This is a genomic window from Comamonas sp. 23 (assembly GCF_049601575.1).
Lineage (GTDB): Bacteria > Pseudomonadota > Gammaproteobacteria > Burkholderiales > Burkholderiaceae_C > Comamonas > Comamonas squillarum.
The window spans coordinates 674,837-689,906 of record NZ_CP187127.1 but is presented as its reverse complement, the minus strand read 5'-3'; the positions used below and the strand labels follow the sequence as shown (position 1 = coordinate 689,906).

Sequence of the window (15,070 nt, the reverse complement as noted above, 5' to 3'; positions counted from 1 at the left end):
AATGCATGTCAATCAAGTTGAGGCGGCGCCCGCAGGCATGCGGGGCGCCGCGCGGTGGTTTAGAACTTCAGGTTCATGCCGACCCAGTAACGGCGCCCATCCTGCACCGTGGCGTAGTCTTCGTAGTACACGTCCTTGTCGAACAGGTTGTAGATGCCGGCAAAGAAGGTGGTGTTCTTGTTGTAGTGGAACGAGCCGCCCACATCGAACATCGCATAGCTGCCAGCGACCCAGGTGCGGGCCGAGCGGCCGCCAGTGGGCTGGCTTTCCTTGCCCCGGTAGGAGAGCTTGGTCCAGCCGTTCCAGCGGTCCGACGGCTTCCAGTCGAGCGCAACATTGAGCATGTGCCGCGGCAGCTGCGACAGCGGCTGGCCGGCAAACTCGCCGCTCTTTTGCTCGGACTTGGTGAAGGTGTAGCTGGAGTTCAGGTCCAGGTTGCGCGCCAGCGGCGTGGTCAGCGTTGCCTCGATGCCGCGCGTCACCGCCTTGTCGATATTGACATTGGTGGTGGGCGTGTTGCCGGACGAATTCAGCGGCCCACACTCGGGGCAGGCAATGCGGGTGATCTTGTCGCGGAAGTCATTGTCAAACACCGTCAGGCCCGCCGACAGGCCGGCGCCATCGTTGTAGAGCACGCCCACTTCCTTGGACAGCGATTTCTCCGGCTTCAGATCCGGGTTGCCATAGATATTGCCGCCTCGGCTGGCCTGGCCCCAGTCGCCCAGGGTCTGGCGCAAGGATGGGGCGCGGAAGCCGGTCGAGACGCCGCCCTTGACAGTCCAGCGCGGGCTCAGGTTCCACACGCCATACAGGCGCGGGCTCCATTGCGAGCCGCCCTTGCTGTCGTGGTCATAGCGCAGCCCACCGGTCAGCGCAAAGTCCTCGCGCAGGCGCCATTCGTCTTCGGCAAACCAGGCGTACTGGGTGCGGTCGGCGGTGGTGCGGTTGCTGCCGGGCAAGGTGTTGGTGGTGGTGTCGGTCAGGTCCTGCTTGTTGTAGTACAAGCCGGTGCTGACGATGTGCGCGTCGCCCACCGGAATCACCCAGCTGCTGTTGGCCACCGTGTTCTTGATTGTCATCTCGCGCGAGATATTGCGCGTCTTCTCATGCTGCACATAGGTATCGGACGAGGCCCAGCCCCAGCGGCCCTTGTGCTGCAGCGAGTAATTCTCACGCTCGAACTTGCGGTCCGACAGCTCGCCGGTCTCCAGCAAGGTCTTGCCGGGGGTGGAGATGAAGTGCTGCCTGGCCGAACCCACTTCGGCAATGATGTCGTGGTCCTTGTTGGGCGTGAGCGCAATGCGGGCATTGAGCGCCTTGGTATCGCTGTCGTTGTAGCCCTGGTAGATGCGGTCTTCGTCGCGCTTGCTGTAGTTGCCGTAGAGGCTGATGCCCAGCAGCTCGTCCTTGATCGGGCCCGAGAGGTAGAAGTTGCTCTGGTAGGCATTGCCCGATGCCGAGCGCTCCTGCAAGGTGGCGTCGGCACGCAGCGAGCCATGCCACTCTTTGGCGACCTTGCGCGTGATGATGTTGACCACGCCGCCCATCGCGTCCGAGCCGTAGAGCGAGGACATGGGCCCACGCACCACCTCGATGCGCTCGATCGCTTCGAGCGGCGGCACCCAGCTTTGGTCGGTCCCCGTCGAGCCATTGGTCTGCGTCTCGCGCGTGCTCATGCGCTTGCCATCGACCAGGATCAAGGTGTAGTTGGCACCCATGCCGCGCAGGCTGATGTCGTTGGAGTTGTTGTCCGAGGGCGTCATGATGACGCCGGGCACATCGCGCAGCGCGTCGTGCAGGTTGCTGTACGCGCCCTGCTCGAGCTTCTCGCGCGGAATCACGGTGATCGAGGCCGGCGCCTGGGTCACTTCCTGCTCAAAGCCTGCAGCTGTCACCACCACGGTGCCCAGCGTTTTGTCGCTGGCAGCTTGCCCTTCGGCATCGGCCGTCTGCGCGGCCGCTGCGCCATGGACCAGCATGCCGGCCACCACGCCCGCGATGGCGCGCAGTGCATGGCGCTGGGGTGCCGATGGCAGTGGGTGGAAATCAAGACGCAGAGGCCGTGCTGGCGCGCGACCCGCTGCCAACGGGGCAGAGGAGGACATGGGAATAATCGGTAATCAGGTAGACAACAGCTCGCCCCAGGCGCCTGCAGATGGAGACCACCCGCAGGCACTGGCGGCGGGCCAGCGATGCTTCGCTTGTTGTGCAGGTCTGCGGTCACGGCGCTTGTCAGGGCGCCGTCCCGGGAAGGCATGGCTGCGCTATCGCGCGATAGGCAGCAAGAGGGACGCGAGACGTTTATATGCGAATAGTTCTCATTATATAGATTGATGAAGAATTGTTACGGTTTGCGAAGTTTCGCGACTGTAAAGTTATTTCGGGCGCAACCAATTCACCTCCCTGTGCTGCCGCGTGACAGCCAGGCGGGGCGCGGGTTTGCGGCTGCTGGCGCCCCTGCGGCGGCGCCAGCAATTGGCTATGGTTTAAAAGCTACAGCCTTAGAACCTGTTCAAAGTCTCTACGCAGCCGCGTTGGAGTGCAATCGGGATGAGTTCGAAGGGATGGAACGCAGCTTGCACCGGGGTGCAAGCAAGGGCCAGCGCGCAGAAATCGCCCGATTTCACTCCAACCCTTCGGGACAGTGGCTTTGCGGGCGCCCGGCTAGGGCCGCCCGGGCAGGGGCGGTCTGCGTTGTTGCAAATCCTCGCAATAGCGCGGCTATTGCTGCGGTGTTGCGCGGCTGGGCGCCCCCTAGCATCCCATCCCGCAAAGACACTGTCGCGGCGCGAGGATACTTTGAACAGGTTCTTAAAACCCGACCGTCACCTTGGCCCAGTACCGGCGGCCGTCATAGACTGCGTCATAGGTGGCGCTATCGACCCGCTTGTCAAACAGGTTGTAGATGCCGGTGCTCAAGCGCACATCCTTGCTGTAGGCATAGTTCAGGCCCAGGTCCATGAAGCTGAAGGACGGCGTGCCCTTGGCCATCGAGGTGCGGCTGAGGTAATCCGAGCTCTTGCCCCGGAAGTTGAGGCGGCTCCAGACGCCCAGCTTGTCCGTGCCCTGCCAGTCCAGGGTGGCGTTGAGCATGTGCTTGGGCATCTTGTTGAGGGGCTGGCCGGCAAAGCGGCCGCTCTTTTGCTCCGAACGGGTGAAGGTGTAGTTGGCCGCCAGGCGCAGCGCTTCGCTGGCCTTCCAGGTGGCGGTCGCCTCCACGCCGCGCATGGTGGCCTTGTCCACATTGGTGCGGTCGCTGATGAACTTGTAGGGCGTGCCCAGCACCGTGCAGTTGCCAGTGACGATGGCGCGGCCGCCGCCCTCGGTGTCCTCGCAGCTGCGCACCTCGGTGATCTTGTCCTTGAAGTCGGTGTTGAACAAGGTCAGGCTGCCGGTGAAATCGCGGCGGTTGTCCCAGATCACGCCCAGCTCCTGGCTGGTGCTTTTCTCGGGCTTGAGGTTGGGATTGCCTCGGATGATGGCCGGGTCGCCGCCGCCGCCAGTAATCTGGCCCCAATCGGCCACCGCAGCGCGCAGGCTGGGCGATTTGAAGCCGGTCGAGATGCCGCCCTTGACGCTCCACTCGGGCGTTGCATGCCAGACGCCATAGACGCGCGGCGTCCAATCGGTGCCGTAGTTCTGGTCATGGTTCATGCGCAGGCCGGTGGTCAGCGCAATCGCATCGGTCACCCGCCATTCGTTCTCGGCAAACAGCGCCCACTGGTAGCGCTTGAGCGTGTTGATCGGGTTGTCGACCTTCATCTGGTTGCCGTTGTCCACGAGCTTTTCATGCTTGTAGCTCAGGCCCAAGGTGGTCAGGTTGCGCTCGCCGATCGGCACCACGATCTGGCTGTTGAACTCGGTGTTCTTGAGGTTCATCTGGCGGCCTGGGTTGTCGATCTCCTCGTGCTGCAGGTAGGTGGTCGAGGTGCCAAAGCCCCAGCGCCCGGTGTGCGAGAGGGCGATGTGGTTGCGCGCATAGTCCGAGTAGCTGGAGGCGCGGCTCGCGCTCTTGCCGGCCGTCGCATAGCGGTCCTGCAGGGTGCGGCCCACTTCGAGCGCCAGGTCGTGGTCCTTGTTGGGCGTGAGCGTGAGCTTGGCGGTGCCCGAGCTGCTGTCTTGCTCGTTGAAGCCGCCGACGAACCTGTCCTCCAGCCTGCGCGATTTCTGGCCGTAGATCTGCAGGCCCAGCACCTCGCTCTTGATCGGGCCGGCCAGGTAGAAGTTGCTCTGGTAGATATCACCCGACGATGAAGACTCCTGCTGCGTGGTCTCGGCGCTCAGGGTGCCGGTCCACGCTTTGGCCACCTTGCGCGTGATGATGTTGACCACACCGCCCATCGCATCCGAGCCGTAAAGCGAGGACATGGGGCCGCGCACCACCTCGATGCGCTCGATGGCGCTGAGCGGCGGCAACCAGCCTTGCTCGATGCCGGCGCCATCGCTGTTGGGGCGGGTCTCGCGCGAGTTTTGCGGCTTGCCATCCACCAGGATCATTGTGTAGTTCGAGGCCATGCCCCGGATGCTGATGTCGCTGGAGCTGCCGCCGCCGGTGATGACCACGCCGGGCACATCGCGCAGCGCATCGGTCACATCGCGGTAGGCCTTTTTCTCCAGCTCCTGGCGCGGAATCACCGTGATCGAGGCCGGTGCATCTTCTACCGCCTGCTCAAAGCCCGAGGCCGTCACCACCACGGTCGACAAGGTCTTGTCAGCCTCCGCCTCGGTCTGCGCCAGCGCAGGGCCCGCAGCCAGCAGGGCAGCGGCCACCAGCGCCGTGGCGCGCCATGCATGGGGCACGGCACTGCGCGGCGACGGGCTGGCGTGCAACAGCAAGGAATGGCGGGCAGCAAGGGCTGCACAGAGGGGGCGGGCGGTCATGGAAAAACTCCGTTTCAGATCAAGGTATGGCATGCGGCAGCGCTACCTGCTCGCTCGTAACGAGCAGGCAAAGGCGCAAGCGCAGGGCCAGCGGTTATTCGCGGGGGGTTGGCGCGGTCAGTCGCGGCGCGGCAGGGTCAGGACGGGCTGAGCCTGGGCCGCCCTGGCGTGCATGCCGGGCTGTGCGGCATGGAGATGGCTGGCGCCACCTGGCTGGGCAACGAAGAACGTGGATTGACGCTTAGCAAATGCGAATGCTTCTTATTATATAGAACAATAAAGAAGTGTTCACTAATGTGAAGCCGGCGTGAAGCATAGACGCCGCCCACTGTTGCGGTTTTACCTACACGGAGCCCGCACCCAGGTGGTTCACCAGCCAGCCCAGCCAGAACAGCGCAAAGCCGATCAGCCCGCCCACCAAGGTGCCATTGATGCGGATGTACTGCAGGTCGCGGCCAATGTTCCACTCGATCAGCTCGCCCAGCTCGCGCGCATCCCAGCGCTTGACGGTGTCGGCAATATGGGTGCCGAAGAACTGCGAAATCTCGGGCGCCAGCTCCCGCACCCACAGCTCCATGCGCGTATTGAGTGCGGTGCGCAGCGCCGCGTCGCCCGCCAGCGACTTGCCCAGCCACAGACCCATGCCGCGCACATTGCGCGCCATCGCCGAATGCTCGTTGGCCAGGTCGGCCTGCAGGCTGGCGCGCAGGCTTTGCCACAGCTCCTGCACATACTGGCCCACAGCAGGGTCGTGCTGCAGGTAGCGGCGCACTTCCTCGCCCTTGGCATGCCAGGCGGGGTCCTGGGCCAGCCGCTCCACCCATTCCTGCATGGTCTGGTCAAACTTGGCGCGCAGCACATGGCTGGGGTTGTCGGCAATGGCGTCGAGCAGGTGCTCCAGGCTGCTGGCAATCATCGCCGAGCCCTTGTCGCTGAGCCAGCCAGTGGGCAGCATCTTTTCCTTGAGCGGGTGCTCGGTCTTGAGCCAATGCGCAATGGTCTGCGCGATCAGGGCGCGGGTCTCGGCCTCGTGCAGCAGCTCGACGAGCTTGTCCAGCGCCTGCGCCAGCAGCACCTGGTGGCGGCCGTTGTGCGTCAGCACCGCCAGCACCTTGGACAGCGACTGCGACAGATCGATCTGGCCGAGCAAGGTGCGCAGCGCCAGCTTGATGAAGCGCTCGACCTGCGCATCCTGCACCGTGGCCAGCGCAGCGGCGGCCAGGCGCGCCACCTGGTGGCCCAGCAGCTCGGCGTTGGCGGGCGACTTGAGCCACTGCGCCAGTTTGTCGGCCGGCTGGTGCGTGCGCACCAGTTGCACCAGCGAGTCGCCATCGAGAAAACGCTCGCGCACAAAGACGGCCAGGTTCTCGCCAATGCGGTCCTTGTTGCGCGGAATGATGGCCGTGTGCCGCGAGATCCACGGTATCGGGATGTGCTTGAAGAGCGCGGCCACCGCAAACCAGTCGGCCAGCGCGCCGACCATGCCCGCCTCGGTCATCGCCCGCAGGCAGCGCAGCGCCAGCTGCCAGTGGCGTGACTGCGCAAAGGGCTGGCCCAGGCACCAGCTGGCCACGATGAACAGCAAGGCCACCAGCAGCAGCAGCAGCAACGGGGTGAGCTTGGCGCGGCGCAGCAAACGCTGCTGCTCGTCGGTCAGTAGCAAAGGCATGGCGACCACTGTAGCGGCAAGCAGCGGGGCTTGCCAAGTCAGCCAACTGCGCGGCTTGCCTGCCATGCCCGCGGGTTTCCCTCCACCGGGCGAGGTGCCGACAAAGTGTGGACAATGGCGGCCTGTGCGGCCCAGGGCCGCGTTCTCTTCTGCACCCAACCATGACCGATACCACTGCCCGCCCCGAACTGCCCGACCACCTGTCCATCGACCCCAAGAGCCCGCACTTTGTGCGCGAGGTCTTCAACCACGACATCGGCATCCGCTTCAACGGCACCGAGCGCGTGGATGTCGAGGAATACTGCGTGAGCGAAGGCTGGGTCAAGGTGCCTGCCGGCAAGACCGTGGACCGCAAGGGCAAGCCCCTGCTGATCAAGCTCAAGGGCAAGGTCGAGGCCTATTACAAGGACTGAGTCCTGGCCTGATCGCCCCCGCTGGGCTGCATAGAATGCGGCCCGGTAAAACGAAAACCCGACCCACGCTGGCCTTTCAAGGCAAGCATGGCTCGGGTTTTTGCATGTGGCGCGGTCGATGGCGCGCGCCTCAGCGCTTCAGAAGCTTGCGATCAGGCCAGCGCCTCGGCTGGGCCAAAGAACTCATAGCGCACCTGAGCCTCGGGCACGCCGAGCTTGTGCAGCGAGGCTTTGACCGAACGCATAAAGGGCTTGGGGCCGAGAAAGTAGACATCGGCATCGCGCGAGGCGGGCAGCCACTGGCCCAGCAGGTCCTCGGTCAGATGGCCCTGGGCAGCCACCGCCTCGCCCTCGGCCACCTTGTCGTACACATAGAGCGGCTGCAGCTGGCGGTGCGCCTGGGCCAGCGCATCGATCTGCGGGCGGAAGGCATGCACGGCGCTGTCCCGGGCGCAGTGGATAAAGGTGATGGGGCGCTCGGTCTGCAGCGCGGCTTCGAGCATCGGCAACGTGGGGGTGATGCCCACGCCGCCGCTGATCAGCACCAGCGGGCGCTCGCTCGCCTGCAAGGTGAAATGGCCGGCCGGTGCAAACAGCTCCAAGGTGTCGCCCACTTGCAGGTCATGCAGGTAGTTGGAGACCTTGCCACCGGGCTCGCGCTTGACGCTGATGCGATAGCTGCGGCCATTGCTCGGGGCCGACAGCGAGTAGTTGCGGCGCTGCTCGGTGCCACCCACGATGGCGCGCAGGCCGATGTACTGGCCCGGCTGGTGGGCGATCACGGCCTGGCCATCGACCGGCTCCAGGTAGAAGGAGCTGATCTCGGCGCTCTCGGCCACCTTTTGCACCAGCTTGAAAGTGCGCGCACCGCGCCAGCCGCCTTCCGTATGGGCAATGTCGTCATAGGCCTTGGCCTCGGCAGCGATCAGGATGTCGGCCAGCTGGGTGTAGGCAGCGGCCCAGGCATCGATCACTGCATCGGTGGCGATCTCGGCGCCCAGCACCTCGCGGATCGCGCGCAGCAGGCAGCTGCCAACGATCTGGTACTGGTCTGGCTGCACCTGCAGCGCCACATGCTTGTTGATGATCTGCGCGGGCAGGTCACCCAGGTTCTCCAGCTTGTCGATATGCTTGGCATACATCAGCACGCTATGGGCCAGCGCACGGGGCTGGGCACCGCTTTGCTGGTGGGCCTGGTTGAACAGCGGGCGCACCTCGGGGTACTCGCTCAGCATCATCTGGTAGAAGTGTGTGGTCAGCGCCTCGCCGCCGGTCTCCAGCAGCGGGACGGTGGCCTGGATGATCTGTTTTTGGCTATCGCTCAGCATCTAACTCTCCTTGCATGTGGTTGGTCTTGACAATGCATGCAGCGTGCCAACACCGGGTTTGTGGAATATCAATACCTTGCACAATGCATGCAGTCATACTGACATCACCTAAATGCTGTGTTTTTGACACCCCGAGTCGTTTTGACATCCTCCAAAATCCTCAACGCGGTCATTCCGCTGGTGGCCGATCTGGCCCAGGAGCTGCCCGAGCGCGAGCGCCTGCGCCGCCTGCTTGCGGCCCTGCGCACCCTGCTGCCCGCCGATGCAGTGGCGCTGCTGCGCCTCAACGGCGAATGGCTCGAGCCCGTGGCCATCGATGGCCTGGTGCCCGATACGCTGGGCCGGCGCTTCAAGGTGGCCGAGCACCCGCGCCTGGCCCAGCTGCTGGCCGCTGGCCAGGCCATGCGCTTTGCGCCCGACAGCCCCCTGCCCGACCCCTATGACGGCCTGATCACCACCCCGGGTGAGCTGCATGTGCATGACTGCATGGGCTGCGTGCTGCAGACCGGGGGCCTGGCCTGGGGCCTGTTGACCCTGGATGCGCTGGAGCCCGACCGTTTTGCCGATGGCAATGCGCTCGAACTGCTGCAGGCCTTCAGCAACCTGGCTGCCGCCACCGTGGCCACGGCCGAGCGGGTGCAGCAGCTGTCCCAGGCTGCCCGCAGCGCCAGCGCGCCGGCGCCGCGCAGCCCGGGTGCGGATCGCAGCCGCCAGATCCTGGGCACCAGCCCTGCGATCCGCCAGCTGCAAAGCAGCATTGCGCTGGTCGCCGCCAGCGACCTGTGCGTTCTGATCACCGGCGAGACCGGCACCGGCAAGGAGCTGGTCGCCCAGGCCGTGCATGCGCAGTCGCTGCGTGCGGCACAACCGCTGGTCAGCATCAACTGCGCCGCCCTGCCCGACAACCTGGTCGAGAGCGAGCTGTTCGGCCATGTGCGCGGCGCCTTCACCGGCGCGTTGAGCGAGCGGCGCGGCAAGTTCGAGCAGGCCCAGCATGGAACTCTTTTCCTCGACGAGGTCGGCGAGCTGTCGCTGTCGGTGCAGGCCAAGCTGCTGCGCGTGCTGCAAAGCGGCCAGCTGCAGCGCCTGGGCTCGGACCGCGAGCACCAGGTCGATGTGCGCGTGATTGCCGCCACCAACCGCGACCTGGCCGCCGAAGTGCAGGCCGGCCGCATGCGCGCCGATTTCTACCACCGCCTGTGCGTCTACCCGGTCGTGGTGCCGCCGCTGCGCGCGCGGGACAGCGACACCCTGGTCCTCGCCGGCTGCTTTCTCGAAGAAAACCGCGCCCGCCTGCAGCTGGGCGGTCTGCGGCTCGATGCCGCCGCCCAGGCCGCCCTGCTGCGCTACCCCTGGCCCGGCAATGTGCGCGAGCTGGAGCACTGCATCAGCCGCGCCGTGCTCAAGGCGCTCAGCCGCACCCTGGGCCAGCGCAAGGACAGCAGCAAACCCCGCATGCTGAGCATTGGCGAGGAAGACCTGTGGGACGGCGCCGCCGCCGCACCGCTGCCGCCCGGCCAGCAGGCAACGGGCCTTATCGCGCCCCTGCGCGCGTCCGAAATGGCCGAAGTGGCCGGAGGGCTAACAGCCAGTGCCGAGACCTTGGGCCTGCGCACCCAGGTGGAGCGCTACGAGCGCCAGCTGCTCAGCGCCAGCCTGGCCCGCCACAACGGCAACTGGGCCGCCGCCGCGCGCGAGCTGCAACTGGACCGCGCCAACCTACAGCGGCTGGCCAAGCGGTTGGGGATTGAACGACACTAAGCCGGACAGCATCCGCACATGAGGCACATGAAAAAGAAAAAGCACAGCCAGTCAACTGACTTTGTACCGCACCCGCGCTATGGAAGTGCACCCATGCCATCGCATGTGCAAGGCGTCTCAGAAAAGGCCATTTTGCAGTGCCATTGGTCCTATAAATCCGAGGAGATTTTTCCAGAATCGGTGCTGATGGCGGATACCAGCAAGCAGAATTTCAGCATCTTCCCGCGCGAGTGCTATGTCGACATGCGCAAAACCTGTCGTAGCTGCAAACGTCCCTTCATCTTTTTTGCGGCCGAACAAAGACACTGGTTTGAAGTGTTGCAGTTTTACGTAGACGCCGACTGCGTGCATTGCCCCGAATGCCGTGTGCAGCGCATGGCCGCCAAACGCGCGTTTCAACGCTATTCCGCTTTGACTCTGCTTGCCAAGCCGACCCCAGATGAGTTGCAGCAGTTGGTCGATGCATCGCTAACGCTGCATGCACAAGGCACGCTCAAGAGTCGTGATCGCTTAGGCCAGCTCAAAAATGCTGCGCTCCGGCTGATTCCGGACTACCCGGGCACCTTGGCCTTGGTGGAAGCGCTGCGCAACAAGGACGCATTGATGCCCACTGACAGTAAAAGCGACTAAATAAAAAGCCTCCGCGCCAGCAAGACGCGGAGGCTTTTTAGCTTGTGAGTAGCGGCGTTTACTGGCCCTTGATGCCCAGCAGTTCCACTTCAAAGTTCAGGGTGGCGTTGGGCGGGATCACGCCGCCCGCGCCACGGGCGCCATAGGCAATGGAGGCCGGGCAGGTCAGCTTGGCCTTGCCGCCAACCTTCATCAGCTGCACGCCTTCGGTCCAGCAGGGGATGACGCCTTGCAGCGGGAACTCAATCGGCTCACCACGCTTGTAGGAGCTGTCAAATTCCTTGCCGCTGTCGGGGAAGGTGCCTTTGTAGTGCACCTTGACGGTGTCGCTGGCCTTGGGGCTGGCGCCGGTGCCGTCCTTGATGCTTTCAAACACCAGGCCGCTCTTGGTCGTCACAGGCTTGCTTTGTGCCTGGGCAAAGCCGGCGGTCAGGGCGATGGCAGCGAACAGGGCGCTGGCGGTCAATGCTTTCATGGCGAAATCCAATCCAATGTTCTTCAGAAAAACCAGCATTCTGCACCCGGATAGCAGGCGCAGAACACGTTAAAAACACAAGTTAACCCTTGATACCCAAACCATCGAGCGCCTGGCGCAGATGGCCCACGGTGCGATCGACGTTATGCCATTTGTCGAGGCCAAACAGGCCGATGCGGAAGGTCTTGAACTCCGGCCCTTCGTCGCACATCAGCGGCACGCCAGCGGCGGTCTGCAGGCCCACGCTGGCGAACTTCTTGCTGTTCTGGATCTCGGGGTCGGTGGTGAAGCTGACGACCACGCCGGGCGCCTCAAAACCTGGCGCCGCCACGCTCGGAAAGCCGCGCGCCTTGAGCAGTGCGCGCACTTCCTTGCCCAGCTGGGTCTGTTCCTTGCGCAGCTTGTCCAGGCCATAGGCCTCGGCCTCCTGCATCACCTTGCTCAGCTGCACCAGCGAATCGGTGGGCATGGTCGCGTGGTAGGCATGCTGGCCCTTTTCGTAGCCTTCGGCAATCTGCATCCACTTCTTCAGGTCGCAAGAGAAGCTGCTGCTCTTGGTATCTTCGATGGCCTTGCGCGCACGCTCGGACAGCATCACCATCGCGCAGCAAGGCGGGCCGCTCCAGCCCTTTTGCGGCGCGGTGATCAGCACATCGACGCCTGTCTTTTGCATGTCCACCCAGATCGCGCCGCTGGCCACGCAGTCGAGCACCATCAGCGCGCCGACCTCATGCGCCGCGGCACTGATGGTCTGGATGTAGTCGTCGGGCAGCACAATGCCGCTGGCCGTCTCGACATGCGGGGCAAACACCACCTGGGGCTTTTCCTTGCGGATGGCGGCGGCTACTTCTTCGGCCGGGCATGGGGCCCAGGCATCTTGCGGGCCCGTGCCCTGGGGGCGGGCCTTGCAGATCACCGCACTGCCGCCCAGGCCGCCTTCGTCGAAAATCTGCGTCCAGCGGTAGCTGAACCAGCCATTGCGCACGATCAGCACCTTGGCGCGGTTGGCAAACTGGCGGGCGACAGCCTCCATGCCAAAGGTGCCGCTGCCCGGCACGATCACGGCCGTGTGTGCGTGGTAGGTGGTCTTGAGGATGCGCAGCACCTCGCCCATCACACCGATAAAGCGGTGCGACATGTGGTTGAGCGCGCGGTCGGTGTAGACCACCGAAAACTCCAACAGGCCATCGGGGTCAACGTCGGGTAGCAATCCTGGCATGGGGGTCTCCTGTCTATTTGAGGGGTACACAGAACAATCGGGGGCCAGCTTAGCACGCAGCTTCAAGCGCTGCTGCGGGGCTGGCGGGTTGGCAGAGGGGGCCCTTCAGTGGGCGCTGCCGTAGTCGCGCTGGCCAAAGATGCCGCTGCCCACACGCACCATCGTCGAGCCGGCCTCGACGGCGGCCTGCAGATCGGCCGTCATGCCCAGCGAGATGGTGTCCCACTGCGCCAGCTGCGGCAGGCCCAGTGCGGCGATGTCATCGAACACGGCCTTGACGCGCTGGTGCACGGCCAGCTGGGCGGCAAAGTCGGGCAGCACATCGGGGATGCTCATCACGCCGCGCAGCTGCAGCTGGGGCATCTGCGCAATCTGCTGCACCAGCGCCGCGGCTTCGGCCGGCGCGACGCCCGACTTGGTGATGCCGCCATCAACATTGAGCTGGATGCAGACCTGCAGCGGTGCCAGCTGCGCGGGCCGCTGGGCGGAGAGGCGCTCAGCCGTCTTGAGCCGGTCCACCGTATGCACCCAGTCAAAGTGCTCGGCCACCAGGCGCGTCTTGTTGCTCTGGATCGGGCCAATGCAGTGCCAGATGAGGCCCTGGTCCTTCCAGCTGTCATGCTCGGCAAAATAGCGGATCTTCTCGACCGCTTCCTGGATGTAGTTTTCGCCAAAGGCGCGCTGGCCGGTTTCGGCCGCCTCGGCAATGGCGTCCACGCCAAAGGTCTTGGAGACGGCCAGCAGCTGCACGCTGCCCTCGGGCCGGCCGCTGGCACGACAGGCGTTGTCGATTTGCAGGCGAACCTGCTGAATTTTTTCGGGAATCGTGCTCATAATGTAAAAATATGCACGGCCTTGGAACTGGTTGACAACGAGGCCTTGCACGCAAAGCGTACCAAAACAACGAGGGAACTGCAGTGGATATCACCCAATTGCTGGCATTCAGTGTCAAAAATAAAGCGTCGGACTTGCACCTGTCTGCAGGCCTGCCGCCGATGATCCGGGTCCATGGCGATGTGCGCCGCATCAATGTCGATCCGCTGGACCACAAACAGGTCCATGCGATGGTCTACGACATCATGAGCGATGCCCAGCGCAAGCAGTATGAAGAGTTTCTCGAGGTCGACTTCTCGTTCGAGATCGAAGGCCTGGCCCGCTTCCGTGTCAATGCCTTCAACCAGAACCGTGGCTCGGGCGCCGTGTTCCGGACCATTCCGAGCAAGATCCTGACCCTGGAGCAACTCAACGCCCCCAAGATCTTTGCCGACCTGTCGCTCAAGCCGCGCGGCCTGGTGCTGGTGACCGGGCCGACCGGCTCGGGCAAGTCCACCACCTTGGCGGCCATGGTCAACTACCTCAACGAAAACGAATACGGCCACATCCTGACGGTGGAAGACCCAATCGAATTCGTGCACGAGTCCAAGAAATGCCTGATCAACCAGCGCGAAGTGGGCCCGCAGACGCTGTCGTTCAGCGCCGCGCTGCGCTCTGCGCTGCGTGAAGACCCGGACGCGATCCTGGTGGGCGAAATGCGTGACCTCGAAACCATCCGCCTGGCGATGACGGCCGCAGAAACCGGCCACTTGGTGTTCGGCACCCTGCACACCTCCAGCGCCGCCAAGACCATTGACCGGATCATCGACGTCTTCCCCGCCGAAGAAAAGGAAATGGTCCGCGCGATGCTGTCCGAATCGCTGCAGGCTGTGATCTCCCAGACGCTGTGCAAGACCAAGGACGGCCAGGGCCGCGTGGCCGCCCACGAGATCATGCTGGGCACGCCCGCCATCCGCAACCTGATCCGTGAGGCCAAGGTCGCGCAGATGTATTCCACCATCCAGACCAGCAATAGCATGGGCATGCAGACGCTGGACCAGAACCTGACCGACCTGGTGCGCCGCAATGTGATCAGCCCGGCCGAGGCCCGCGCCAAGGCGAAGACGCCGGAGAACTTCCCGGGCTAATCGCCACAGTCACCAACTGACAAACGGTTGCACGAAGGGCACCAGCGGTCATTGCCAGTACCGCAGGTGCCCTTTATGCTTTGCGGGATCAAAGGAGACCCTGGGCCATGAACCGCTTGCATTCCGCATCCCCGGCAGACGATGCCGCCGAGGCAGACACCGGCTTCTTCCTCCATGGTTTCCAGCAGGCCAGCACATCGGAGGTCCCCTATGTGCTCTGGAGCCAGCGCCGCAAGGCCATCCACGCCCAGCTGCTGGCCCCGGCCGACCCGGCCACCGCGCTGCGCATGGTCTGGGCCCAGGATGCGGCACTGTCCTTGCTGCAATCGCCCTTTATCGACCAGATGGTGCAGTACCTGGAGTTCTACCAGGTGCCGGCCGGGCAAACCCTGATCCAGCAAGGCGAGCTGGGCGACTACCTGCTGATCGTGCTGAGCGGCCAGGTGCGGGTCGATCGGCAACTCGCCAATGGCCAGAGCGTGCACCTGGCCGACACCCACCCCGGCGAAGTGCTGGGCGAAATGTCTCTGTTTGACAGCAGTCCGCGTTTTTCTTCGTGCACCACCACCACCGACTGTGCACTGGCCGTGCTGAAGGCCGATACACTGGATGCCATGATGGAGTTGGACGCGTCCACGGCCGCCTATTTGCTGGCCCTGTTCACGCGCAAACTCTCCACGCGGCTGCGGCAGACCAGCGCCCGGATCGAACCCTGAGCCCCTCAGGGCGGCCG

The 15,070-nt window shown here is 64.2% G+C and carries 12 protein-coding genes; 5 read left to right on the top strand and 7 right to left on the bottom strand.

Features of this window, described 5'->3' with window-relative positions:
• Window positions 1-59 precede the first annotated feature (59 nt).
• The 3 genes from ACPEE1_RS03030 to ACPEE1_RS03020 form a co-directional block, all read right to left on the bottom strand.
• Window positions 60-2,105 carry a ligand-gated channel protein gene (locus tag ACPEE1_RS03030; protein WP_423935157.1) on the bottom strand — a complete coding sequence of 682 codons (2,046 nt, stop codon included), beginning with the start codon at window positions 2,103-2,105 and terminating at the stop codon, window positions 60-62.
• A 706-nt stretch (window positions 2,106-2,811) separates the two neighbouring features.
• On the bottom strand, window positions 2,812-4,881 hold the full coding sequence (locus tag ACPEE1_RS03025) for a ligand-gated channel protein (protein WP_423935155.1): 2,070 nt from the start codon (window positions 4,879-4,881) through the stop codon (window positions 2,812-2,814).
• Between the two features lie 343 nt (window positions 4,882-5,224).
• Entirely contained in the window at window positions 5,225-6,550 is a 1,326-nt protein-coding gene (locus ACPEE1_RS03020; protein WP_021025983.1) for a DUF445 domain-containing protein, read from the bottom strand.
• Window positions 6,551-6,711: 161 nt separating this feature from the next.
• On the opposite strand from ACPEE1_RS03020, the gene ACPEE1_RS03015 reads away from it, so the two are divergent.
• Entirely contained in the window at window positions 6,712-6,963 is a 252-nt protein-coding gene (locus ACPEE1_RS03015) for a DUF3297 family protein (protein ID WP_133858265.1), read from the top strand.
• Window positions 6,964-7,115: 152 nt separating this feature from the next.
• Here ACPEE1_RS03015 and hmpA read toward each other — a convergent pair whose 3' ends face one another.
• The gene (gene hmpA, locus ACPEE1_RS03010) at window positions 7,116-8,291 is read right to left on the bottom strand and encodes an NO-inducible flavohemoprotein (protein ID WP_423935152.1); all 1,176 of its coding nucleotides are present in this window, start codon (window positions 8,289-8,291) and stop codon (window positions 7,116-7,118) included.
• A 141-nt stretch (window positions 8,292-8,432) separates the two neighbouring features.
• Between hmpA and norR the strand changes: the two genes are divergently transcribed.
• Together norR and ACPEE1_RS03000 are read left to right on the top strand one after the other, a co-directional pair.
• The gene (gene norR, locus ACPEE1_RS03005) at window positions 8,433-10,052 is read left to right on the top strand and encodes a nitric oxide reductase transcriptional regulator NorR (RefSeq protein WP_423935150.1); all 1,620 of its coding nucleotides are present in this window, start codon (window positions 8,433-8,435) and stop codon (window positions 10,050-10,052) included.
• A 27-nt stretch (window positions 10,053-10,079) separates the two neighbouring features.
• Entirely contained in the window at window positions 10,080-10,682 is a 603-nt protein-coding gene (locus ACPEE1_RS03000; RefSeq protein ID WP_423935148.1) for a zinc-ribbon domain containing protein, read from the top strand.
• Between the two features lie 58 nt (window positions 10,683-10,740).
• Here ACPEE1_RS03000 and ACPEE1_RS02995 read toward each other — a convergent pair whose 3' ends face one another.
• The 3 genes from ACPEE1_RS02995 to ACPEE1_RS02985 form a co-directional block, all read right to left on the bottom strand.
• On the bottom strand, window positions 10,741-11,157 hold the full coding sequence (locus tag ACPEE1_RS02995) for an FKBP-type peptidyl-prolyl cis-trans isomerase (RefSeq protein WP_116927672.1): 417 nt from the start codon (window positions 11,155-11,157) through the stop codon (window positions 10,741-10,743).
• Window positions 11,158-11,239: 82 nt separating this feature from the next.
• A complete protein-coding gene (locus ACPEE1_RS02990; RefSeq protein WP_116927661.1) occupies window positions 11,240-12,376 on the bottom strand; it encodes a pyridoxal-phosphate-dependent aminotransferase family protein in 1,137 nt (378 codons plus the stop codon).
• 105 nt (window positions 12,377-12,481) lie between these two features.
• Window positions 12,482-13,210, bottom strand: coding sequence for a YggS family pyridoxal phosphate-dependent enzyme (locus tag ACPEE1_RS02985; RefSeq protein ID WP_182343914.1), 729 nt, complete (start codon window positions 13,208-13,210; stop codon window positions 12,482-12,484).
• An 83-nt stretch (window positions 13,211-13,293) separates the two neighbouring features.
• Here ACPEE1_RS02985 and ACPEE1_RS02980 point away from each other — a divergent pair, with 83 nt between their 5' ends.
• Window positions 13,294-14,337, top strand: coding sequence for a type IV pilus twitching motility protein PilT (locus ACPEE1_RS02980; RefSeq protein WP_021027363.1), 1,044 nt, complete (start codon window positions 13,294-13,296; stop codon window positions 14,335-14,337).
• A gap of 107 nt (window positions 14,338-14,444) precedes the next feature.
• Window positions 14,445-15,053 carry a cyclic nucleotide-binding domain-containing protein gene (locus ACPEE1_RS02975; RefSeq protein WP_021027362.1) on the top strand — a complete coding sequence of 203 codons (609 nt, stop codon included), beginning with the start codon at window positions 14,445-14,447 and terminating at the stop codon, window positions 15,051-15,053.
• The last annotated feature ends 17 nt before the right edge of the window (window positions 15,054-15,070 follow it).